The sequence below is a fragment of the Reinekea thalattae genome, assembly GCF_008041945.1.
In the GTDB taxonomy this organism is placed as follows: domain Bacteria; phylum Pseudomonadota; class Gammaproteobacteria; order Pseudomonadales; family Natronospirillaceae; genus Reinekea; species Reinekea thalattae.
Genome location: NZ_VKAD01000001.1, coordinates 657,646 through 680,611, shown reverse-complemented (window position 1 = coordinate 680,611; position 22,966 = coordinate 657,646). Strand labels below are relative to the sequence as shown.

Sequence of the window (22,966 nt, the reverse complement as noted above, 5' to 3'; positions counted from 1 at the left end):
TTTACTTCGTGCCTTTATTAGACAGTTAATAAACGATGAATATTAGTGTTTAAAATAGTGCATAACGTAGCCCTAGTAGCAGTAATAGGCTTGCTAGTGCTGGGTTTAGGTACCTTGCTGGGATGCTGCTGGAAATCATGGCACCAATATTAATGGCTGGAATCGAGCCAATTAATAGGGCAGCCAATAAAGTAAAGTTAACATTACCTAGGTGTAAATGAATCAGACCGGCAATAAAGGTTAACGGCACGGCATGAGCAATGTCGGTACCGACAATCTCTTTGGGCAATAGTCGTGGGTAAAGCATCATCAAAACAGCGGTGCCTACAGCGCCAGCGCCCACTGAGCTAAGTGTTACTAAAATGCCGAGTAATACGCCGACTAAAATCAGTTTAATTGAAAATAGATTGCTCGCTTCTGTATCTGTTTGGCCACGAGCGCCTATGGTTTTTGATAGGTATGAACGCAAAATAAGCATGACAGCGGTAACGATAAGCATAAAGCCCAGTGCAGACTTCAAAATATGGCCGTAACTCTGGGCGTCGCCAAACCAAATGGAAAGCACGACACCTGTTAGAATGGCTGCCGGTAAGCTACCTGTGGCCATGTTAAGGGCTATGCGCCAGCGGATATGATTCTTTTTATGGTGAGTCCATAAGCCAGACGTTTTAGTTAGTGCGGCATACCAAAGGTCGGTACCAACAGCAATGTGAGCGGGGAAACCAAAAAAAAGTAACGCTGGCGTCATTAAAGCACCGCCACCTACACCGGTGATACCAATAATTAAGCCGATGATTGCGCCAGTTGCTGCGTATGTCAGCATGTCCATATCCCAGAAATGTGCCTAAATTGGAAGCTAATGTAACCTGATCAGTGTATTTCTAAAAAGAATAGTTACTAATATTTATATAACTTAATTGAAGGGTAAGGGCTTTCTTCGATAGAATCTAGTGTGAAGATAGTCATGAGACTGTTTTATGCATTAGGATGAACAGCAGCAGATTAAAACAGCCGCTATCCTGAAGCGATGAGGCTCATCTATTTTTTGTGCGTGCAGGCACGAGTCATAATAAAGCCTGAATAAAAGGCAATAAACCGGCTGACCAAAGAAGGAAACCAAATGAAACTGCAACAATTAAAATATATTTGGGAGGTAGCGCACAATGACCTTAACGTCAGTGCGACTGCTCAGGTACTTTATACTTCTCAGCCCGGCATCAGTAAGCAGATACGCTTACTTGAAGATGAGTTGGGTGTCGAAATTTTTGCGCGCTCTGGTAAGCATCTAACCCGAGTGACACCAGCCGGTGAAGCGGTATTGAAAGTTGCCGGTGAAATTTTAGGTCAGGTCGACTCGATCAAGCAGATTGCCCAAGAATTCAGTAACAATAAAAAGGGTAGCCTCAGTGTTGCTACCACGCACACGCAAGCTCGTTATGCTTTGCCAAGTGTTATTGAATCCTTTATTCAAAGCTATCCAGATGTCAGCTTGCATATGCATCAGGGTACGCCCATTCAAATAGCTGAAATGGCCGCTGACGGCACTGTTGATATGGCGATCGCCACTGAAGGTATGGATCATTATTCAGACTTGGTGATGATGCCTTGTTATCGCTGGAATCGTTCGATTGTTGTGCCTAAAGGTCATCCATTAGCGAGTCGCAATTCATTAACGCTCGAAGAAATCGCCAGCTTCCCATTGGTTACTTATGTTTATGGTTTTACTGGTCGATCCAAGCTGGATGAGGCCTTTCAATCTAAAGAGTTGGTTCCTAATGTGGTATTTACTGCGACCGATGCTGATGTCATTAAAACCTATGTTCGTTTGGGTTTAGGGGTTGGTATTTTGGCGCATTTGGCAGTAGACCCTGAACGGGATAGAGATTTGGTCGCGTTAGATGCTAGCCATCTATTTGCCGCCAGTACGACTTATATTGGCATTCGTAAGGGCGCGTTTTTGCGCGGCTATCAGTATCAGTTTATTGAAAAGTTTGCGCCTCACCTAACTAAGCAGGTTGTCGATGAGGCGATGCTGTGTAGTGGTAAGCATGAGCTGGAAGAGTATTTTAAGAATACGCTGTTGCCGACTTATTAGTAGAGAGCACTGGTTTATTAGTAGAGAAGGCTAATCTAGCCAGTCTGTTTTTAAGAAGCGCTTAGGTTACCAGCGTGTAAGCCGCATTCCTTATGAGTCGCTTCTTCCCACCACCAGCGACCTTCACGTTCGTGCTGGTTTGGCAATGTCGGTTTGGTGCAAGGCTCACAGCCGATACTTTTATAACCCTTCATATGCAACGGGTTGTAGGGGATTTCCATCATTCGGATGTAATTCCAAACATCTTCTGAAGACCAGTTTGCTAATGGGTTGTATTTATAAAGAATGTCGCCGCGACCTTGAAAGACTGGGTCTTTTTCGACATGAGGCACCGACGTTCGAGTCGGGCTTTGGTCTTTTCGTTGTCCGGTAATCCAAGCATCTAATGGTAATAGCGCCCGCTTTAATGAGGATGTTTTACGCACACCGCAACATTCACTATGGCCGTCACGGTAAAAACTGAATAACCCCTTTTCTTCGACAAATGCTTCCAGCGCCTTATGCTCAGGCGAATAAACTTTAATTTGAATGCCGTAATGGCTGCGTACGTCTTCAATGAACTGGTAGGTTTCTGAATGCAGACGGCCAGTATCCAGCGTAAAAATCGTCGCCTCAGGTTTTAGCTTTGCCAGCATATCGACAAGCACAACATCCTCAGCACCGCTAAAAGAGAGTGCTATTTGCTCATGTGCAGCAATGGCTTTTTTTAAAATGTCGCGAGGTGATAGGGCGCTAAGTTCGAGCTGTAAACTGGTTAGATCGGTCATAGGGGTGATTTAATAATGAAGTTAAGCGAACGGTATCATAGCCCATGCTAGAGGTTAAATAACATTATAAAATAACGATATAGCATAACCATTTGGAATAACGTATTGGCTTTTGATTGCCGCCTCTTTGTTTAACGCTCCTCAGTTACTGGGGCGATTGTTTGGAGTATTTTTTTTACTTTTACGAAGCTTTCATTAAATTCATCTTCCAGTTGGCTATCTACTACAATGCCGCCGCCACCACTGCAAACGAGGTGATTGTTCTCGAGCACGCAGCTGCGAATAAGTATATTGCTATCTAAATCACCATTGGCTGTTAGATAAAAAGCACTGCCGCAATAGGCGCCTCGATGAGTGGTTTCCAGCTCATCTATGATCTCCATAGCTCGCTTTTTAGGTGCGCCGGTAATCGAGCCACCAGGAAACGCCGCTTTAAGTACATCCAGAGGATGAGTGTTCTGTGCCAATGTCGCGCTGATAGAACTAACCAAATGATGTACATTTTTAAAGCTTTGCAATTCAAACAGCTTGTCTACTTGAACACTGCCAGGCTTGGCGCTTTTGGCGATGTCGTTCCTTAATAAATCGACAATCATCAGGTTTTCGGCTTTGTCTTTTTCGCTGTTTTCTAGTTCTGCTTTAAATGCTTGATCCTGTATTGCATCAGCACCGCGTGGGCGCGTGCCTTTAATTGGCTGGGTTACAATTTGTTGTTTACGGATTTGAATAAAGCGCTCCGGTGAAACGCTTAGCAAGGAAGACAGCGGGCTGCGATGGAACACCGAAAAGGGCGCTGGCATCTGCTCGACTAAGGGTTGATAAATCGCCCAATCGGAAAGCTGGGTTGTTGTTTGCCATTGGCGCGTTAGGTTGGCTTGGTAAATATCACCCTCAATCAGATAATTCTGAATAGTGTCAAAGGCGTATTGATAGTGCTCAAAGCTCATAGCCGATTGCCAGTGAGCAGCTGTTTGAGCGTTGGGGGCATCCGGGCTGCCAGTATCTGCTGGTTGATTTAACTGTTCTGCCAGTTGCTTAACTTTATGTGTAATAGCAGCTGGGCAGTTGACTGCAATATAGATACAGGCTTTTTTTTGTACGTGATCAAACTCGCAAACCCAGCGGTAATCGCCAACGACGGCGAGTGGCTTTTGGTTGCTGGTGTCATTGTTTGACGTCTCATCGATACTTAAATGCCGAGAGCTAATATTGAGCAGCTCTAAACCTAAATCATAATTTAGGTGCCCAGCGAGCACTCCCTGTTCAAATGGCGAGGCAGTTGCTTTTAGCTCATCGTCAACAGTATGAAGAGGGTAGCGTTTTTTCAGTAGATTAAAAAAGTCGCCATTGCAGTATTCAACATCGCCCTGATAGCTTGTGACTCGAGTGCTGCCATTACCGAGGTACTCGTAGGTCGACTCTGGCCAAGCAGAAAACCATTCTTTGTTAGAGCTCTCGCCACCGCCCTGATGGAACCAGATAAGCCCATCCATTTGATGCGTTTCTTTAATCAGTTGGATAGGTTGAGAGAAATAAGGGATGGATAACGACAGCACGGTAGACCTGTTAATAGAATAGAGTGGCTACATAAAGCGAGCATAATACCTGTGTCGCGTTTAAATTACAGCTGGACTATGCTGAATAAAAAGCTGCTGGCGTTGGCTGTATCGCAGCTGTATTGGTTAAAAAATGCTCGATTGGTGTGGCGCGATTTCTTCTTGCCTGCAGGTAAAGGCAAAAGCCAGCTATTCATCGATTTATTCTAATTCTGCTGTTGCCAAGCTAGGCTTTAGAGCGCTATAAAGGAGACCAGCAACTTAAGGATTGGAGCGTTAGATCCAGTTTTGATTGCTATTTAAATGAACGGCTGTTGAACCCAATCATCGCTAAGGAGGAGCTATTTCGTAGTTACAACCACATTAACTCACCATAACAATGAAATTGTTAGAGGATTTGTATATGACACAAATTGGGACGTCTACTATCCGCACTTATGCGCTGGACACGAATGTTTTAATTCACGACCCAAATGCAGTATTCAAATTTGAAGAACACCAAGTTCTGATCCCCATGGTAGTCCTTGAAGAGTTAGATAAGCTAAAGGTTGGTAGCTCTTCAGTCGCGGCAGACGCTCGTCAAGCCGTTCGAACAATCGATGCACTGGTTGGCAGTGCCTCCCCCGAAGAAGTCATTGCAGGTGTTCCGCTTATCCGGCCAGACGGCAGCGAGCAGGGCAACATCACAATTTTAATGGCGTCGAAAAGTGACACCGGTTCTTTATCTCCGACCAGTAATGATAATTTGATTATCAATGACCTGATGTTTTTGAAACAGCGCGCCGTTGAAAGAGAAGTCGTGTTAGTGACCAAAGATATCAACATGAGGTTGAAGGCGCGCGGCAGTGGCTTATTGGCTGACGATTATCATAACGACCAGTTAATCTCTGATTTAGAATCGCTTTCCACTGGTTATCACCATATTGAAGGCAGCTTTTGGGAGCAGCTGGAAAAAGTCGAGCCGCAAAGCGTTTCTGGTAATAAATATCATGTAGTAGCCAAAGAAACGTTACAGAAAATCTTGCCACGCCAAGCTTACGTTAATCAGTTTATTTTTGATGACAAAGAATTTGTCTGCCGTATTTATAAAGAGGACGGTGAAAATTACGCCATCGAATTATTAAATACCGGCCTATTGATGCGTCAAAAAGCGTGGGGTATGAGCCCGCGTGATATCTATCAGGCGATGGCGATGTATTTATTGTTTGACCCAGAAATCGACTTGGTGGCTATCAATGGTGCTGCCGGTAGCGGTAAAACCATTCTTGCATTGGCGTGCGCTTTAGAACAGACCATGGAAACCAAAGACTATAAGCGTATTTTAGCGACTCGAAGTACGCGAGGCTTAGACGAAGATATTGGTTTTTTACCGGGAACCGAAGCTGAAAAAATGCAGCCTTGGTTGGGTGCTTTTACCGATAATTTAGAGGCGCTGCATTCAGAAGATTTCGACCCAGGCAGCAGTGAAGACTATGTTGGTTCAAAAGTTCCGCTGCAATTTAAGAGTTTGAACTTTGTGCGTGGTCGTAGTTTTCAGCAAACCTTTTTGATTGTCGATGAAGCGCAAAACCTAACGCCGCATCAGGTGAAAACATTGGTTACCCGTGCCGGTGAAGGCACAAAGGTCGTCTGTTTGGGTAATCTCGCTCAAATAGATACGCCTTATCTAGGGGCGACAAGTTCGGGGCTAACCTATTTAAGTGAGCGCTTTAAAGGCTTTAGTCACGGTGGCGCAATCACGTTACAGTCGGTTGCCCGTAGCCGCTTGGCAGCGTTTGCCGAGTCTCATCTATAGCGGTTAATTGATAGAATCTGTTGCGAAGGGTTTTAAATCGATAGGTTTGAATGTTGTCCCTTTTGCACAGATAATGTTGCCAGCCGCGAGCCAACAGAGCAGGAATTCTTTGCCTCCTTTCTGTATGATGGCGGCAGTTTATCATTCACCTACGCTTAGTCATTTAAACAGGCATTTATTTAGATAGCTTGCTGTTTATTTTGATTCTCTAGCCATCACTCTATAAATAATTAAGCTAATGACTGACCAGCCCGATAATTCATTCGATCATAAAAACTTTTTACGTAACCTGACTGTAAAGCCGGGCGTTTACCGAATGTACAATGCAAATAATGATTTACTGTATGTTGGTAAGGCGAAAAATTTAAAGAACCGAGTGTCGAGTTATTTTCGCAGTCGAGGCTTAACCAATAAAACAGTTGCCTTAGTTTCTCATATTCGATCTATCGAAGTGACCGTTACTCACAGCGAGATAGAAGCGTTGCTGCTTGAGCAAACGCTGATTAAAAATCATCGGCCGCCGTATAATATTTTATTAGTTGATGATAAGTCTTATCCCTACATTAAAATATCTTCTAGTCATCAATGGCCGGGTTTATACGTACACCGAGGCGCTAAAAATACTAAGGACGAATACTACGGCCCGTACCCAAGTGCCAGCGCAGTACGTGAAAGCCTTATCTTAATGCAAAAGGTTTTTCGTATTCGGCAATGCGAAGATTCCGTTTTTGAAAACCGTAAAAAACCCTGTTTGCAGTATCAAATTAAACGTTGCAAAGCTCCCTGTGTTGGCTTGGTCAGCGAAGAAGAAAACGAGCGAGATCTAGAAAAAACACGGGCTTTTTTAAAGGGCAAAAGCCAAGATCTGATCATTCATGTTGAGAAAGAAATGGATGATGCCGCGCAGAAATACGATTACGAGCGTGCCGCAGAGTATCGCGATCAGCTGTTGTTTTTACGTAAGGTTCAGGAGCAGCAGTATGTGACCGGAGGTAAAGGCGATGTCGATGTCTTTGCTATTGAAAAGCAAGCCTCAGGTGTCTGTATTCATTTTTTGATGGTGCGTGACGGTCGTATGATTGGCAGTCGAAGCTTCTTTCCTAAGCTGGGCATTGAAGACGATGAACGGCTTATCATGATGGGTTTTTTAGCGCAGCATTATATCGCTAAGCAGCATGGCGATTGTCCACCGTTAATTTTATCCAATGTGCCGCTAGCCGATTCCGCTTGGCTTGAGGCTGCCTTAAAAGAACAGTACGGCAAAAATATTAGCGTGCAATCTTCGGTTCGAACCAACAACGCCAAATGGTTAGAGTTGGCAAAAACCAATGCAGCAGAACAATTGCAGTTGCGCATGTCTCATGGTGCTCAGGTCACGGCGCGTTTGGAAGCATTGCAAGAAGCGTTAGAATTGGAGTCGATTCCCGCACGTATTGAGTGTTTTGATATTTCGCATTCCAGCGGTGAAGCGACGACGGCTTCTTGTGTGGTATTCGATCGAGATGGGCCGAATAAAAGTTTATATCGCAAGTTTAATATCGAAGGTGTCACAGCAGGTGATGATTACGCCGCCATGCAACAGGCGATTCATCGGCGTTATGCTCGCTTACAAAAAGAGAACGCAGTGTTGCCGGAGCTGTTGATTGTCGATGGTGGTAAAGGCCAAATGGCAATGGCGCAACAGGTGATGGAGGAACTAGGTATCCATATTCCATTACTGGGTATTGCAAAAGGGGAGACGCGAAAACCCGGATTGGAAACACTGTTCTTTAACAGCATCGACCATATTATTACCTTGCCGAATCATTCACAGGCGCTGCATCTTATTCAGCATATTCGTGATGAAGCGCACCGATTTGCCATTACGGGTCACCGAGCGCGGCGTGGTAAAGCACGAATTGGTTCAGTGCTCGATGATATCCCGCAAGTAGGGCCAGGCCGAAGGAGGGCGTTGATTCGACATTTTGGCAGTGCCCAAGCTGTTAAGTCGGCCAGTGTTGAAGAGATTGGTAAGGTTACCGGAATATCGAAATCCCTTGCTCAATCTATATACGACTTTTTACATACCTCTTAAGCTTCAATGATTTATTGCGAGTTAATTACAGAACGACTGTCTATCTGCTTAGTGAATTGTTTATAATCGCCTCATCAAATTGTTAGGTGCCCTATGAATATCCCAAATTTACTAACCCTGCTGCGTCTGGTGTTAATTCCTGTTTGTATTGGTGTTTATTATTTACCCTTTGAATGGTCTTATATCGCCACGTCTGCGTTGTTTGTTGTTGCTGCAGTAACCGATTGGTTTGATGGTTATTTAGCCCGTAAATGGAATCAGTCGACTCCCTTTGGTGCTTTTCTCGATCCGGTTGCCGACAAGTTAATAGTGGCAGCGGCATTAATTATTTTGGTCGAGAATTACCACTCTATTTGGTTAACCATTCCAGCAGTGATTATTATTGGCCGCGAAATCGTCATTTCAGCATTGCGTGAATGGATGGCAGAGTTGGGTAGTCGAGCCAGTGTCGCAGTGAATAATTTGGGTAAGATTAAAACCACCGTACAGATGGTTGCCATTATTATCTTGTTAAGCCAAGCGCCAGGCTCTGTAATTGGCTATGTTGGTTTAGTAAGTCTTCAGCTTGCTTCGGTTTTAACGCTCTGGTCAATGATCGTTTATTTGCGAGCGGCTTGGAGCTATTTAATGCCAAAAGCTTCCTAAGTACTTAAAATAAAAGAAAAAAATGTTTGACATTAATCTAAGCTTCTTTAAAATGCGCCCTCGTTGACAGCCTAGAGCGGTTAGCAAAAAGCGGGAATAGCTCAGTGGTAGAGCACAACCTTGCCAAGGTTGGGGTCGGGAGTTCGAGCCTCCTTTCCCGCTCCAGTTTTACAAATTGGCGTTAGTTAGTTTGTAATTCAAAAAGTTTGCTTAAGTAATTTAGGCGCGGTGGCAGAGTGGTCATGCAGCGGACTGCAACTCCGTGTACGCCGGTTCGATTCCGACCCGCGCCTCCAGCAACTAAATAAGTAAACGCATGTGCAACAGCACAAAGTCTAGCGGGTGTGGTGGAATTGGTAGACACACAAGACTTAAAATCTTGCGACTTCACGGTCGTGCCGGTTCAAGTCCGGCCACCCGCACCACTTCCTATAGGCCTTTCCGGCTGATTCTCCTTTCTGAATTGTTTATGTCACTGAAGTGTCACTGCGCCTAATATTGGGCTTTTGCGGTCGATAAGTGTCACCTGTGTGTCACTTGCTATGGTGATTTACCTCGTTTTTGATGCTGTCTCACGACTCACGACTCACGACTCACGACTCACGACTCACGACTCACGACTCACGACTCACGACTCACGACTCACGACTCACGACTCACGACTCACGACTCACGACTCACGACTCACGACTCACGACTCCATATCTAATAAACATTTTTGTTTTCATTGTAAGCAAAAATGATTATAATTCTTTTGAGGCTAACGAAAGGAAGTGTTGTTGAAGCAAAGCGAATTTAAACGGTGGCTCAAGAAGCAAGGTGCTGAATTCAAAGAAGGAAGTAACCACACCAAGATTTATTGCAATGGCAAGCAGTCAACATTGCCAAGGCATGGCAGTAAAGAGATAAGCGAAGGGTTGCGTAAAGCGATCATTAAGCAGCTCGATTTAAAGTAAGCATTAACGATTAGTCTTCGGGCTGATCGCATAACACATAAAAAGAAACAAAGATGACACAAGGGTTGTTACTTACAGAGTAACAAGGAGAAGACAATGAAATATGCAGTGCATTACGATATTTCAAGTGATGGGGTGACCGTATCGTTTCCAGATATACCCGAAGCGCTAACATGCGGCGATGATTTGGACGATGCAAAAGCAATGGCACAAGATGCATTGCTAACCGCATTTGAATTTTATTTTGAAGATAATAGAGCAGTGCCCGCACCATTGGCTGAAGCAGAACACTATATTGACGTTCCGTTAAGCCTAGAGGCTAAAATTTATCTTTTAAATAGTATGTTAGAAGCTAGGATTAGTAACGCAGAATTAGCGCGGCGCATTCATGTAAAACCACAAGAAATAACGCGCTTGGTTAATCTAAAGCATAATACAAAAATAGATACGCTGGCTCGAGCATTGCAAGCTTTGGGTAAGCAATTGCGATTAGAAGTCGCATAAAATAACCATACTTTCTTAGCCTCAAGAACCCGCTTTACGCGGGTTTTTTTATTCCTATTAAGCAGCATCTACCAACTTAGTGATGGGCTGGCCGCTCTGTTCTGTTCGTTATACATCATATTGATTGTTTGATAGTCGCACATTCCAATAGCGCAATACTGCTTTATAACACTATCTAAAAGAGGGCGATTAGTCGCTGTAGTGAGCTGTTGAAATGATACTAAGTTTTCTTTTTCCATCATTCGAAGTGTCATGGGGTCATCCATGCCAATTGCGGAGTATTGGAGTTTTGTCTGTTCTACGATATAGGCAACAACGGCATCTTTTTCAGTTTGGCTGCCAGTAAAGTCTCCAGGGTGAATGAATTCTGCTGCGCTCGCTATACCGAACAGTGAAGTGGCTAGAATGAAAATGACCCTGTTCATATTGACTCCTATTTTGATGTTTAGCAGAACAAATACCATAGGGGATATCGTTGCGCAATGCAGAGTACTTATTTAGTTGATCAGGCCAACACCAGCATGCCTCTTCTAGGTGCTTAGTTTGCTTCCAATGAATTAATAGAGTGCTGCGGTATAGGCTGTATTTTTATTAGGTGTGCATTTGGTATATTTTTAAATGAGTGAGTTCACGTCATTGCACAGTTTTTGTTCAGGTTAGGGCGTTTTACTCCGTTGGCATAGGCTTTGAATAGCAAAGTGGCTTATTAACTTGAGGAGCTATTTTGCATGACTATACAAAATGACCATCCATTAGGTGCAGTACCGAAGACAGAACGTAAGGGCTTTTGGTCGATTGCATCGGTGTTAGCAGGCTTTACCTTTTTTACTTCGACGATGTGGGCAGGTGGTTCACTCGGCGTAGCGTTTAGTTTTTCTGAATTATTGTTGATTATCTTTATCGGCAATCTGCTGTTAGGGGCTTATGCTTCTGGCTTGGCTTATGTGGCTTATCAGACAGGTTTAAATACAGTTCTGTTAGGGCGCTATAGCTTTGGTTCTCAGGGCAGTAAATTGTCTGACTTTATTCTGGGTTTCACACAAATTGGTTGGTATGCGTGGGGCACGGCAACCATCGCTATTATTTTAACCAAGCTGTTAAACCTGCCGGATGCTTGGCAAATTCCATTGATGATTGTATTCGGCTTCGGCTTTTGTATTAGCGCTGCTATTGGTTATAAGGCGATTGCGTTGCTGTCGAAAATATCGGTGCCGTTGATGCTGATCTTTATTGCTATCAGTTTTATTAAAGGTTTCGCTGATGTTGGTGGTCTTTCAGAACTTGCTTCCATTGCGCCAGTAGAAAGCATGACTTTTGCCGTTGCTATTACGACGGTTTTTGGCACCTTTGTTAGTGGTGGTACTCAGGCGACAAACTGGAGTCGTTTTTCTAATTCCGGTAAAACAGCGGTCATTGCAACGTTGGCTGCGTTTTTTATTGGTAATGGCCTGATGGTCTTTGTTGGTGCTTTTGGTGCGTTGGTTTATCAGCAAGCAGATATCGTCGATATCCTAGTTGCGCAGGGCTTTATTTTAATCGCCGTGTTGATGTTGTTTACTAATATTTGGACGACGCAAGATAACACCATCTATAACTTTGCTGCTGCCGGTTGTAATTTGTTGAATACCGACAAACGTAAGTTAATCACTGTTGTTGGTGCTGCCATTGGTACGTTGCTAGCGATCTTTGGTATGTACAATATGCTGATTCCATTTTTGGTGTTATTAGGCACGTTCATCCCACCGATCGGCGCCATTATCATGACCGATTTCTGGTTCCGCTTCCGCGCTGATGCTGACTTACTCGCCAGCACCGAACCGGTTAAATTTAACTATGCTGGTTTGGCTGCTTATGTTGTGGGTTCCGCCTGTGCTTATTATTCGCCTTGGGTCGCTCCTATCGTTGGTATCGTCGTCTCGAGTGCCGTCTATTGTGCACTGGTTGTGGTTCTTGGTATGTCAGATAAAGACTCTAAAACCGCCTAGTTGTGTTAACAGTAAAGGATGTACTTTCCTTGCCTGGACTGGAAGCCCTGCAATTAAGAGCAGGGCTTGCCAGCGCCAATAATGTGGTGAGGTGGCCGTATGTTGCAGAAAACCATGATTTAGAACCCTGGTTATCTGGCGGCGAGTTAATTTTTGTCACCGGCATTACCTGGCAATGGCAGCTTGATGATTATTATCAGCTGATTGAAATTGCTGAGAAAAAGGCGGCCAGTGGTATTGTCGTGCTGACGGGTTCGGCGTTGATTCATGTGATACCTGAGCCAGTGTTGGCGCGTGCCGATAAGCTAGCAGTACCATTATTAGAACAGCCGTTTTCGTTGCCCATGGTTCGGGTGACGGAGCTGATTTCTAATGCCATTATCCAAGCCGATATGGCATTGCATTCTTTGCGTTGGCTGTTGTTACAGCTGATCAATAGTAGTACACCGCCAGCCCAATTGACTCTTATGCGTGCCGAGGAGTTGGGTGTTCAGGTTAGCCAATCAATGACCGTTGCCGTGGTTAATCCGATCAGTATCGATGCTGCCCAATTACATAGATGGCAGTATTCTTTAAATAAATTCTTGGCTTTATCCGATGCCGCAATTCCATTATTAGAGTTTCATCAGGGCTGGCTATTAGTAGTAGAAAATGAACATAAGTCTGATCATGAACAGAGTGAGATGTGGTCTGAACTCTTACGTCAGCTCGAATCGCAGGGGCTGGCTTGCCATATAGGTGTAAGTCAGTGTCATAGTCTCGAAGAGTTGAATATCGCAGCAAAGCAGGCACGGCAAGCGGTTGAATTTATTCACTACCAAAACAGTGCTCGCGTGATTCACTACGCTGATTTGGGCATTAACCAATTGTTTGCTGAGGTTGAAGATCGAGAAAAATTAAGGCAGTTTTGTCAGCGTACGTTAGGGCCTTTGTTTGCTTGTTACAGTCAGGAATTTTTGTTATTAAAAAATACCTTGTTGGTTTATTTTGAACAGCTAGGCTCAGCAAGAAAAACAGCGTTGGTATTAAATATTCATCGCAACACCTTAACCAAACGACTCAAAAAAATAGAAACACTTACTGCTTGCAGTTTGCAAAATTCGCAAGCGCGGCTGTGTTTACATAATGCGTTAGTGATGGAAGCGTTAGCGTTATCCAGCTTAGATAATCGGGGGCAAGATGAAAATAATTAATGCACGCTTAAGAGGCTTAGACCACTTATACAGTGTTGAGTGCGAGCAAGGCGTTTTTTCTCGTATTGAACAACAGAGTGCTCCGCTGAATGCAAAAGATTCAGAGATCGATGCGCAGCAGAACCTCTTATGTGAACCCTTTGTTGAACCGCATATTCATTTGGATGCAGCGCTGACCGCAGGGCAGCCAAGCTGGAATATGAGTGGTACGCTCTTTGAAGGTATTGAGCAGTGGGCAAAACGTAAAGCCTTATTAAGTGAGTCGGATGTTCAAGAGCGAGTGTTAAAGACAGTCGAGCTGTTACTTGCCAATGGCGTGCAGCACATCCGTACGCACGTTGATGTTACTGATCCTGATTTAGTTGCGCTCAAAGCTATTAATGCATTGCGGCCACAACTAGAACCCTATATCGATTTGCAAATTGTGGCCTTTCCACAAGAAGGGATTTTATCGTTTCCTAATGGTAAGGCATTGATGGAAAAGTCGTTAGAGTATGGAGTCGATGTTATTGGCGGCATCCCGCATTTTGAATTTACTCGTGAATATGGCGTTGAGTCGATGCGTTGGGTGGTCGATTTAGCTAAACGACATAATAAATTGGTGGACGTTCATTGCGATGAAATCGATGATGATAATTCACGCTTTTTAGAAGTACTTGCAACCGCTGCATTAGAGCAGGGCATTGGCGAAAAAGTGACTGCCAGCCATACCACGGCGATGCATTCTTATAATAATGCTTACTGCGCAAAACTGTTCCGTTTACTTAAAATGTCGAAAATTAATTTTGTGTCCTGCCCAACGGAAAGTATTCATTTGCAAGGCCGCTACGATACTTACCCTAAACGTCGAGGCATTACTCGGGTAAAAGAATTACGCGCTGCGGGCATCAATGTTTGTTTTGCTGAAGATTCAATCCAAGACCCTTGGTACACACTGGGCAATGGCAAATTATTACGGGTATTGGATTCAGGGCTGCATTCTTGCCAAATGATGGGCTACAAAGACTTTGAAACCGCACTCGACCTCATTACCATCAATGGCGCTAAAGCATTAAACATTACCGATCGTTACGGTATTGAAGAGGGCAAGCCTGCCAACTTTATTATTTTGCAGGGCGCTAACGACTTTGAAGTCGTTAAAGGTCAGGGCGATGTTTTATGGTCTGTTCGGCAGGGTAATGTGCTCGTTGAGCGTCAGCCCAGCAGTTTAAAGCAGGCGGTGACTTTTTAATCGCCCGAATTAATTGATTTGCTATAAAGCTGTAGCAAGCCTTACCAAGGAGCCTAAACAAACATTTCAAGCTGAACTTCGTCTCTTTTGGCGCTGTTACGGTTTGCTTTGGGGCTGAACAGCAGGGTTTTACAAGCGCTTGGTTTGCTGTTGGATTCTGCCGTGTTGTCTGCGATAAGATTTTTGATGTCATCGACAAGAGCAGGGTGATCTAGCCAAGCTGCAACGAGACTGCTCTTTTCGTTATAAATACTGCGCACAATGTGCTTTTGTGTATTCGGGTTAGTTTCGCTAAGGGTTAGCACTCTAAAAAAGCGCTTGCTGATGCCATAAGCTGCCAGCGATTGTTCATCCGGTACGAACGGAGGGTTAATCAGGGTAATCCATTTTTGCTCAGATGCTTCGGCCAGCGCCGCTAACAGACGGTGCCACTGGGCAAATAAAGGAGCTTCACTGGACGCAAGCTCAATGCTGGTTTCTAGGCTTGGCTCATAGATAGCGGCTAAGTGCTGCTGGGCATGTGTGGCGGTGTTTAATATCGAAAGCATACTGACTCCAGTACTGTATAAATAAACATGTAGTGTATTTATATACAGTAATTTTTCGGATGTCAAAAAAAAGAGCCAATAAAGGCTCTTTTTTTTGCGAGTCGATAGTCGATTAGCGTCGTCTAAAGAGAGGCTCAGCCTGCTCCATATCTGCTTGGTAGTTAACCGATACGATGTCTTTTACTGCCAGTGCGGTTTGAGCATCTTGCTCTGTGCGGCACTGTAGCGAAGAGAAGCCGCAACGATACAAAAAGGCTGCTTGGTCTGGCATAAAGTCACCAGAAGCTCGAATATCACCTTTGTACTGGTGGTATTCGCGCAATTCACGGGCAAAGGTGAAAGGGCGGCCATCGGCAAATTTTTCGAATTCAAATACGACAAGCGGTTGAGTGCTAATCGCTGCAATTAAAGCCTCATAGTCATCCGATACTTCAAATAGAATGCCATAGTCTTTCGTTGCCAGTAGATCACTGCCTAACTCATCGAGTAACTTAAAGGGCACGAGAGGTTGCGCTGACTGTTCAAATTCTTCTGCAGAGGCAACTTCTAGCCAGCCGTCATTATCGATAAGCTGAAGGTTTTTAATTAGCTTTTGCATAGACGCGCTCCTTAAATGGGGCTAGGCCCAATCGATTAACTACAGAAATAAACGGCTCTTCTGGCTCACGTGCTGCAATGTAGACGTCGATTATTTTCTGAATAACAGTCGGCATTTCTTCAGCGCTGAATGAAGGCCCTAAAATTTTACCGACTTGAGCACCGACACCGCTGTCACCGCCAAGCGATACTTGATAGAACTCTTCACCCTTTTTATCGACGCCTAAAACACCAATGTGGCCGATATGATGGTGGCCACAGGCATTCATGCAGCCAGAGATGTTGAGGTCTAAATCACCGAGGTCAAACAGGTAATCAAGGTCGCTAAAGTGCTCTTGGATAGACTCGGCAACCGGAATAGACTTAGCGTTTGCCAAAGCACAGTAGTCGCCGCCAGGGCAGCAGATGACATCATTAAGTGTGCCAACCGTTGGCTCGGCTAATCCGTTCGCATCTAAAGTTTGCCACAGAGCAAATAGCTCGCTCTGTTTAACGTCAGAGAAAATGATGTTCTGTTGGTGGCTCACTCTTAGCTCGCCTTGGCTGTACTGTTCTGCCAAATCGGCCATCAGTTCTAGCTGTTCGGCTGTGGCATCGCCCGGTGGATAACCAACACGTTTTAATGACAGTGTTACCGCGGCATAACCCGGTTGTTTGTGCGCATCAACGTTACGTGCCATCCATTTGTCGAAGGCAGCAGACTCAAAGCGTTGAGTCGCCAATGCTTCCGTTTGATCCGCTAAAGTCTCGTAGTGGATGCCGGTAAAGAAGGTTTTAACACGCGCTATTTCTGCATCGGTGAGCTGGTTAGAGCCCTGTCTAATTTGCTGCCATTCTTTATCGACCAAGGCAGAAAACTTATCAACGCCCATCGCTTTGACTAGGATTTTAATGCGCGCCTTGTATTTGTTGTCACGACGACCATGAACGTTATAGACCCGTAAGATCGATTCAAGGTAGGTGATGAGGTCTTGCTTAGCTAAGAAAGAGTTGATCTCTTGTCCTGCTAAAGGAGTACGGCCTAAACCGCCACCGACATAGACTTTAAAGCCAACTTCGTCCTGATCGTTTTTAACCATTTGCAAGCCAATGTCGTGGAAACGAATCGCGGCGCGGTCTTCACTCTGTGAGGCATTGACGGCAATTTTGAACTTACGAGGCAAGAACGCAAATTCAGGGTGGAGCGTTGACCATTGGCGAATAATTTCACACCAAGGCCGAGGATCTTCAACCTCATCGGGCACAACACCGGCAAACTGATCGGTGGTTGTATTACGAATACAGTTACCAGAGGTTTGAATGGCGTGCATTTGCACACTGGCAAGCTCGGCTAAGATTTCAGGTACATCTTCTAGCGCAGGCCAGTTCATCTGGATGTTTTGACGTGTCGTAAAGTGTACATAGCCTTTATCAAACCGGCGGCTGACATCGGCTGTTTTACGAAGTTGAGTCGCTGTCATTAGGCCATAAGGAACCGCAATGCGCAGCATAGGTGCATGTCTTTGAACATATAACCCATTCTGTAAGCGTAATGGCAGGAATTCTTCGGCTGCGAGTTGGCCAGCTAAGTATCGTTCAGTTTGTTCTTTAAATTGAACAACACGTTGATCAACGATTTGTTGGTCATACGAGTCATAAACGTACATGGTTAAACCTTTTTGTCAGTGGTGATCTATGAATAGGCTAAAGAGTACCCATTAAATTCGCCGGCTACTATAGCTTATCTTTAATATTCTCTGAATGACTAAAGGATTATATAGTGATTCTTTAATCTTATAAGCGTTAGACTTGTGTTTACACTGTTCGACGCAACTACAGGTGTAGATGTACTCAGCAGCATTTTTGAGGTATTTGTGCCTGATTGTCATCGCTTAAGAGCGTTTCATGAAGCTATAGTAATGCTGTATATAGGCTAAACTCTCAATAAATAGGCATTTAGGTTGTGGTTTTGTTCACTGTGCTCAATTTACGAGGGCGAGTTAGGCCGAATGACATAAGTTGATAGTCAACTTGTCTATACTATTGAAAATATAAAAATTAACTGGCTGTTTATTTTAACCTTGGTGATCTAAAGCCCATCTAACGGGTAGCCGATTACACATATAGATGACCCATATAAAATACATTACCCATATAAGAGTAAGAGGCATATATGACCGATGATCTTCAGATAGACCGCGATGAAATAATTGATTCACTGTATCAGCGACTACAACCGCAGTTTCCTGCTGAACATCATCAGGCGCTAAACACCTTTATCTTTGAATTTTTAAAGCATGCCTCACTACGAGATTTAGAAAACTATAAGACCAGTGACCTCGCTGGTATGGCAGTCGCCATGTGGCGAGCGCTGCAAACCAGAAATGCGAACCACAAGGGCGTTCAAGTATTAAACCCGAACATTGAAGAGCACGATTGGCAAAATCAGCACACCATCGTTTCGGTTGTAACGGAAGATAAACCCTTTGTAATCGACTCTATGCGTTTGGCGTTAAGCCGTCATGCTATGAACATCCATGCGCTGTTTTACGGCAATTTTCATGTTAAGCGTGATAAAGAAGGTCAATTTGTCAGTTTTGATAAAAAGGGTGCCGCAGAATTACTGCTCTGTATCGAAGTTGATCGAACCACTGACGAAGCGCAAAAGCTGGATGTACAAAATGAGCTGCAGCAGGTGCTTGTAGATGTCGACTATGTTGTCGATGACTTTAGCGCCATGCGCGATAAAACGCTCGACGTGGTTAAAGATTTAGACAGCGACTCTATTCCTATTAGCAGTGAAGACAAGCAAGAAGCTAAAGTATTAATGCAATGGTTAACGCAGAACCACTTTAGCTTTTTAGCGTACGATGAATATGTTATCGACGACGGCCAAGTAAAGCAGGTTAAAGGGTCTGCGTTAGGTTTATTCCGTAAAAATAAAAAGCGGCGAGTTGAGCGAGTAACCGAGATGACACCTGCTCGACAAGAGCACGTTTTCAAAAAAGAATTATTGATATTTACTAAGTCTGGTCATCGCTCAACGGTGCATCGTTCGGCCTATTCCGATTACATCTTGGTAAAACAATTTAATGACAAAGGCGAAGTTGTTGGTGGTCGCCGATTTATGGGCTTGTTTACCTCCAATGTCTATAGCGAAACGCCTGCCAGTATTCCGGTGGTGCGCAAAAAACTGGAGCAGGTGTTAAAAAACAGTGGTTATAGTGAAGGCAGCCATGCTTATAAAGAGCTTGTGGCTATTCTTTATAACTTCCCACGCGATGAGTTAATTCAGAGCAGTATCGATTGGTTGTTGAAGGTTGGCAACGATGTACTCTCGATACAAGAGCGAAAGCAAATACGCCTGTTTATGCGTACCGATGCCTACGGTAAGTTTTTGAATATCGTGATTTATATGCCGCGTGATATTTTTAATACCCAAATACGTATACAGATGCATGATCTGTTTGCCGACTACTTCGATGTTGCCGGTTCCGATTACACTACCTTCTTTAGTGAATCGGTATTGGCTAGAACCCGTTTTGTCTTTAAGTTAACCAAGCCTATTGATGCGCTGCCAGCCACCGACTTTTTTGAAAGCCGCATCGTTCAGATGTCACGCAGTTGGAATGACGAATTGCAAACCGCCATGATTGAAGCCTTTGGTGAAGAGCAGGGCATTCAGCTTTATCAATCTTACGAATACGCCTTTCCACCAAGCTATATAGAAGAATACAGCGCACGCGTTGCAGTTGCGGATGTGCAGCGGATTCAAACCTTGCATAGCAATGAAGACAGCAATATATCGCTCAACTTTTTTCAATCTATTGAGCCTAATGGCAGCGTGTTAAAGCTTAAAATATTTAACCGTGGCGAAGCCTTAATTCTTTCTGATTTGATTCCAGTCTTAGAAAACTTAGGGCTTAAGGTCATTGATGAATACCCGTATGAAATTGAGCACCCGACCTTAGGCTGCACTTGGATTTACGACTTTAATTTACGTTACGAACCACAACCGGATATCGACCCAGCTCGTCATCGAGAGCGTTTCTCGGATGCGTTCTTAAATATTTGGCGTGGTCATGCTGAAAACGATGCCTTTAATCAGTTGGTTTTGCGGGCCAATTTAACTTGGCAGCAGGTTGCTATGTTTCGCGCCTACGCAAAATATTTAAAGCAAATACAATTCAGTTTAAGTACCGAGTATATTTCGCAAACGTTGATTGATTACACCGATATTACTTGCCATTTGGCAAGCCTGTTTGCCGCCCGATTTAATCCGGAATCGAAAGACAACCAGTCCGCTGATAATTGGCAAAAAGTGATTGTCGATAAACTCGATGATGTTAATAACATTAACGAAGACCGAATTTTCCGTCGTTATATTGAGCTGATGATGGCGACATTACGAACTAACTTTTATCAAAAAGATAGCAACGGAAGCTGTAAGTCTTACATCAGTTACAAACTCGATCCGCAGCAGATTTCTGAACTGCCATTGCCAAAACCTAAGTATGAAATCTTTGTTTATTCACCAAGAGTCGAAGGCGTTCACTTGCGTGGCGGAAGTGTCTCGCGTGGTGGCTTACGTTGGTCAGATCGTAACGAAGATTTCCGTACCGAAGTGCTTGGTCTGGTAAAAGCTCAACAGGTTAAGAACGCAGTGATTGTTCCTGTCGGTGCCAAGGGTGGCTTTGTCGCTAAGCAGCTGCCTGCACCTGATAATCGCGAGGCCTTTATGGCCGAAGGTATTGAATGCTATAAAACCTTTATTCGTGGCCTACTAGACATTACCGATAACTTGGTAGAAAAAGAAATCGTACCGCCGCAGGGTGTGCTTCGTCACGATGGCGATGATCCTTACTTAGTGGTTGCTGCCGATAAAGGTACGGCGACCTTTTCTGACATCGCGAACAGCGTTGCAGAAGATTACGGCTTCTGGTTGGGCGATGCTTTTGCTTCTGGTGGCTCTAACGGCTACGACCATAAAAAAATGGGCATAACAGCGCGCGGTGCCTGGGTGAGTGTGCAGCGACACTTCCGTGAAATTGGTATCGATGTGCAAAAAGATCCAATTACGGTTGTCGGTATTGGTGATATGGCTGGCGACGTCTTTGGTAATGGTTTATTGCGATCAGAGTCCGTTAAACTGATTGGTGCTTTTAACCACTTACATATCTTTTTTGATCCAGACCCAGATCCAAAAGCCAGCTTTAAAGAGCGTCAGCGTTTGTTTGATTTACCTCGTTCTTCTTGGACCGATTATGATGAGTCTTTAATTTCTAAAGGCGGCGGCATATTTTCTCGTGCATCAAAATCTATTGCTGTTACCGAACAGATGAAATCATTGCTCGGCATTAAACAGGCCCGAGTCACGCCAACAGAATTAATTACCGCCTTGCTTAAAGCCAAGGTCGATTTGCTCTGGAATGGCGGCATTGGCACCTACGTAAAAGCCAGCAACGAGCAGCATTCAGATATTGGCGACAAAGCTAACGATGCCGTGCGCATTAACGGTAAAGAGTTGCGTTGCAAAGTTGTCGGCGAGGGCGGTAACTTAGGTTTAAGTCAGTTAGGACGTATTGAATATAACCTAGCCGGTGGTGCCTGCTTTACTGACTTTATCGATAACGCTGGCGGTGTTGATTGCTCAGACCACGAAGTTAACATTAAGGTGTTGCTCGACGACATGGTCATGCACGGCGATCTTACCGTCAAACAGCGTAATGAAACACTCGAGTCCTTAACCGAAGACGTTTCTAAATTAGTGCTGGATAACAACTATCGGCAAACTCAAGCGTTGGGTTTGGCGTTTTCGCAATCCAATACAAATTTAGAAGAATATCGCCGCTTGATGAACGCATTGGAGAACGCTGGCAAGCTTGATCGTTCGTTAGAATTTATGCCAACCAATGAGCAGTTGTCTGAACGTAAAGCGGATGGTTTAGGCTTAACACGGCCAGAATTAGCGGTGTTGATTTCCTATGTGAAGGGCGATCTAAAAGAATTGTTGGCAACGGAAGAGCTTGCTAATGATCCTGTTATTAGCAACGCAATCGAAACCGAATTTCCGCAAGCTTTGGTGTCTCAACTGGGCGACCATATCGATAAGCACCTGCTGAAAAAAGAAATTATTGCCACCATTACCGCAAACGAAATGGTCAACTATTTAGGCATTAATTCTTATAACCGATTGCAAGAAAGCACTGGCGCCAGTGCGGTGGAAATTGCTAAAGCCTTTGTTGCTAGCCGAGAGATCTTTGGGCTAACTGATATTTGGCAGCAGATAGAAGCACTGGACTATAAAGTGCCGGCTGAACTGCAAAATAATATGATGCTGAAAACCTCACGCATGGTTCGTCGTGCAACACGTTGGATTCTACGCAATTACCGCACCGGTATTGATATCCAAGAAGTGGTTGGTCAGTTTAAAGAGCGATTGAGCTGCTTAGAAAAAGAGCTGGAAGGTTTATTGCCAGATCACGCTAAAGAAACCTGGTTAGCCAAGCGCGATAACTATATCGAGCAGGGCGCACCGAAGGCGTTGGCAACGAAGGTGGCTTCGGTCAACATTCTATACTCGTCGCTTGGCATTATTGCTGTGTCGCAAAACCTAGACATGAAGGTAGAGCGAGCCGCTGATGCCTATTTCAGAATCGGTGAGGCACTCGGCTTAGAACTGTTCACTACAGCGCTTAATGCCATCAACATTAACAGTCACTGGCAGGCGATGGCGCGTGAAGCCTATCGTGATGATATTGAATGGCAGCAACGCCGAATTGTTCAGGGCTTATTGGCTAATGACTCAGACCCTTCTCAAGCTGTCGATGAAAAGATTGGTGCTTGGATGGGCGCGAATCATCTATTAGTGGAGCGCTGGCTGCGGATGATCAACGAAGTACGTTCGATTAGCGAACCGGAATTCAGTATGTACAGTGTCGCCATTCGTGAGCTGCTTGGTTTATCGCAGGTGGCTGCTTTGGATTAGTGGATTAGCGAAAACAAGAGAAATAAAAAAGCCGACATGATGTCGGCTTTTTT

Annotated in this window: 18 protein-coding genes and 3 tRNA genes; 14 read left to right on the top strand and 7 right to left on the bottom strand. The window is 44.4% G+C overall.

All coding sequences use genetic code 11. The features are described from left to right. Positions 1–49: 49 nt before the first annotated feature. The gene (locus FME95_RS03135; protein ID WP_342783497.1) at positions 50–823 is read right to left on the bottom strand and encodes a sulfite exporter TauE/SafE family protein; all 774 of its coding nucleotides are present in this window, start codon (positions 821–823) and stop codon (positions 50–52) included. Between the two features lie 297 nt (positions 824–1,120). Between FME95_RS03135 and cysB the strand changes: the two genes are divergently transcribed. Further along, positions 1,121–2,095, top strand: a complete 975-nt coding sequence (cysB, locus tag FME95_RS03130; protein WP_147712973.1) for an HTH-type transcriptional regulator CysB — start codon at positions 1,121–1,123, stop codon at positions 2,093–2,095. A 50-nt stretch (positions 2,096–2,145) separates the two neighbouring features. Here the strand turns inward: cysB and FME95_RS03125 are convergent, their stop codons facing one another. Together FME95_RS03125 and pabB are read right to left on the bottom strand one after the other, a co-directional pair. Continuing rightward, entirely contained in the window at positions 2,146–2,862 is a 717-nt protein-coding gene (locus FME95_RS03125) for a phosphoadenylyl-sulfate reductase (protein ID WP_147712972.1), read from the bottom strand. Between the two features lie 131 nt (positions 2,863–2,993). Next, positions 2,994–4,418: an aminodeoxychorismate synthase component I gene (gene pabB / locus FME95_RS03120; protein ID WP_147712971.1), complete on the bottom strand. Its 1,425-nt coding sequence runs from the start codon at positions 4,416–4,418 to the stop codon at positions 2,994–2,996. A 51-nt stretch (positions 4,419–4,469) separates the two neighbouring features. Here pabB and FME95_RS13595 point away from each other — a divergent pair, with 51 nt between their 5' ends. The 9 genes from FME95_RS13595 (at position 4,470) to FME95_RS03080 (ending at position 10,392) form a co-directional block, all read left to right on the top strand. Next, entirely contained in the window at positions 4,470–4,628 is a 159-nt protein-coding gene (locus tag FME95_RS13595) for a hypothetical protein (RefSeq protein WP_187265425.1), read from the top strand. 193 nt (positions 4,629–4,821) lie between these two features. Next, positions 4,822–6,213 carry a PhoH family protein gene (locus FME95_RS03115; protein ID WP_147712970.1) on the top strand — a complete coding sequence of 464 codons (1,392 nt, stop codon included), beginning with the start codon at positions 4,822–4,824 and terminating at the stop codon, positions 6,211–6,213. Positions 6,214–6,451: 238 nt separating this feature from the next. Then, on the top strand, positions 6,452–8,287 hold the full coding sequence (gene uvrC, locus FME95_RS03110; protein ID WP_147712969.1) for an excinuclease ABC subunit UvrC: 1,836 nt from the start codon (positions 6,452–6,454) through the stop codon (positions 8,285–8,287). Between the two features lie 93 nt (positions 8,288–8,380). Beyond that, positions 8,381–8,932, top strand: a complete 552-nt coding sequence (gene pgsA, locus FME95_RS03105; RefSeq protein WP_147712968.1) for a CDP-diacylglycerol--glycerol-3-phosphate 3-phosphatidyltransferase — start codon at positions 8,381–8,383, stop codon at positions 8,930–8,932. Between the two features lie 90 nt (positions 8,933–9,022). After that, positions 9,023–9,097, top strand: a tRNA-Gly gene (locus tag FME95_RS03100). A 57-nt stretch (positions 9,098–9,154) separates the two neighbouring features. Further along, positions 9,155–9,228, top strand: a tRNA-Cys gene (locus tag FME95_RS03095). Positions 9,229–9,270: 42 nt separating this feature from the next. Then, a tRNA-Leu gene (locus tag FME95_RS03090) sits at positions 9,271–9,357 on the top strand. Between the two features lie 354 nt (positions 9,358–9,711). Then, positions 9,712–9,888, top strand: coding sequence for a type II toxin-antitoxin system HicA family toxin (locus FME95_RS03085; protein ID WP_147712967.1), 177 nt, complete (start codon positions 9,712–9,714; stop codon positions 9,886–9,888). Positions 9,889–9,984: 96 nt separating this feature from the next. Further along, the gene (locus FME95_RS03080; protein WP_147712966.1) at positions 9,985–10,392 is read left to right on the top strand and encodes a type II toxin-antitoxin system HicB family antitoxin; all 408 of its coding nucleotides are present in this window, start codon (positions 9,985–9,987) and stop codon (positions 10,390–10,392) included. Between the two features lie 68 nt (positions 10,393–10,460). On the opposite strand, the gene FME95_RS03075 is transcribed toward FME95_RS03080, so the two are convergent. Further along, positions 10,461–10,817 (bottom strand): hypothetical protein, encoded by a 357-nt coding sequence (locus tag FME95_RS03075; protein WP_147712965.1) that lies wholly within the window; start codon positions 10,815–10,817, stop codon positions 10,461–10,463. Positions 10,818–11,120: 303 nt separating this feature from the next. Between FME95_RS03075 and codB the strand changes: the two genes are divergently transcribed. From codB to codA, 3 genes are read left to right on the top strand one after another with little or no spacing between them, the layout of a single operon-like run. Beyond that, a complete protein-coding gene (gene codB, locus FME95_RS03070) occupies positions 11,121–12,377 on the top strand; it encodes a cytosine permease (RefSeq protein WP_147712964.1) in 1,257 nt (418 codons plus the stop codon). Between the two features lie 29 nt (positions 12,378–12,406). Then, complete coding sequence (locus tag FME95_RS03065) at positions 12,407–13,570, top strand: PucR family transcriptional regulator (protein WP_187265424.1); 1,164 nt, start codon at positions 12,407–12,409, stop codon at positions 13,568–13,570. After that, a complete protein-coding gene (gene codA / locus FME95_RS03060; RefSeq protein WP_147712962.1) occupies positions 13,557–14,801 on the top strand; it encodes a cytosine deaminase in 1,245 nt (414 codons plus the stop codon). Before FME95_RS03065 ends, codA begins: the two co-directional genes overlap by 14 nt. 53 nt (positions 14,802–14,854) lie before the next feature. Here codA and FME95_RS03055 read toward each other — a convergent pair whose 3' ends face one another. The 3 genes from FME95_RS03055 to FME95_RS03045 form a co-directional block, all read right to left on the bottom strand. Then, positions 14,855–15,349, bottom strand: a complete 495-nt coding sequence (locus FME95_RS03055) for a hypothetical protein (RefSeq protein ID WP_147712961.1) — start codon at positions 15,347–15,349, stop codon at positions 14,855–14,857. Positions 15,350–15,461: 112 nt separating this feature from the next. Next, the gene (locus tag FME95_RS03050) at positions 15,462–15,947 is read right to left on the bottom strand and encodes a DUF934 domain-containing protein (protein WP_147712960.1); all 486 of its coding nucleotides are present in this window, start codon (positions 15,945–15,947) and stop codon (positions 15,462–15,464) included. Next, a complete protein-coding gene (locus FME95_RS03045) occupies positions 15,931–17,592 on the bottom strand; it encodes a nitrite/sulfite reductase (RefSeq protein ID WP_147712959.1) in 1,662 nt (553 codons plus the stop codon). The genes FME95_RS03050 and FME95_RS03045 overlap by 17 nt, the downstream gene beginning before the upstream one ends. Before the next feature lie 506 nt (positions 17,593–18,098). On the opposite strand from FME95_RS03045, the gene FME95_RS03040 reads away from it, so the two are divergent. Continuing rightward, positions 18,099–22,913, top strand: a complete 4,815-nt coding sequence (locus FME95_RS03040; protein ID WP_147712958.1) for an NAD-glutamate dehydrogenase — start codon at positions 18,099–18,101, stop codon at positions 22,911–22,913. The last annotated feature ends 53 nt before the right edge of the window (positions 22,914–22,966 follow it).

Coding starts and splice junctions, on each gene's coding strand:
- codB (WP_147712964.1), top strand. CDS start 11,121: ATGACTATACAAAATGACCATCCATTAGGTGCAGTACCGAAGACAGAA.
- FME95_RS03135 (WP_342783497.1), bottom strand. CDS start 823: ATGCTGACATACGCAGCAACTGGCGCAATCATCGGCTTAATTATTGGT.
- uvrC (WP_147712969.1), top strand. CDS start 6,452: ATGACTGACCAGCCCGATAATTCATTCGATCATAAAAACTTTTTACGT.
- FME95_RS03075 (WP_147712965.1), bottom strand. CDS start 10,817: ATGAACAGGGTCATTTTCATTCTAGCCACTTCACTGTTCGGTATAGCG.
- FME95_RS03040 (WP_147712958.1), top strand. CDS start 18,099: ATGACCGATGATCTTCAGATAGACCGCGATGAAATAATTGATTCACTG.
- pgsA (WP_147712968.1), top strand. CDS start 8,381: ATGAATATCCCAAATTTACTAACCCTGCTGCGTCTGGTGTTAATTCCT.
- FME95_RS03045 (WP_147712959.1), bottom strand. CDS start 17,592: ATGTACGTTTATGACTCGTATGACCAACAAATCGTTGATCAACGTGTT.
- FME95_RS03050 (WP_147712960.1), bottom strand. CDS start 15,947: ATGCAAAAGCTAATTAAAAACCTTCAGCTTATCGATAATGACGGCTGG.
- FME95_RS03080 (WP_147712966.1), top strand. CDS start 9,985: ATGAAATATGCAGTGCATTACGATATTTCAAGTGATGGGGTGACCGTA.
- FME95_RS03125 (WP_147712972.1), bottom strand. CDS start 2,862: ATGACCGATCTAACCAGTTTACAGCTCGAACTTAGCGCCCTATCACCT.
- cysB (WP_147712973.1), top strand. CDS start 1,121: ATGAAACTGCAACAATTAAAATATATTTGGGAGGTAGCGCACAATGAC.
- FME95_RS03115 (WP_147712970.1), top strand. CDS start 4,822: ATGACACAAATTGGGACGTCTACTATCCGCACTTATGCGCTGGACACG.
- codA (WP_147712962.1), top strand. CDS start 13,557: ATGAAAATAATTAATGCACGCTTAAGAGGCTTAGACCACTTATACAGT.
- FME95_RS03055 (WP_147712961.1), bottom strand. CDS start 15,349: ATGCTTTCGATATTAAACACCGCCACACATGCCCAGCAGCACTTAGCC.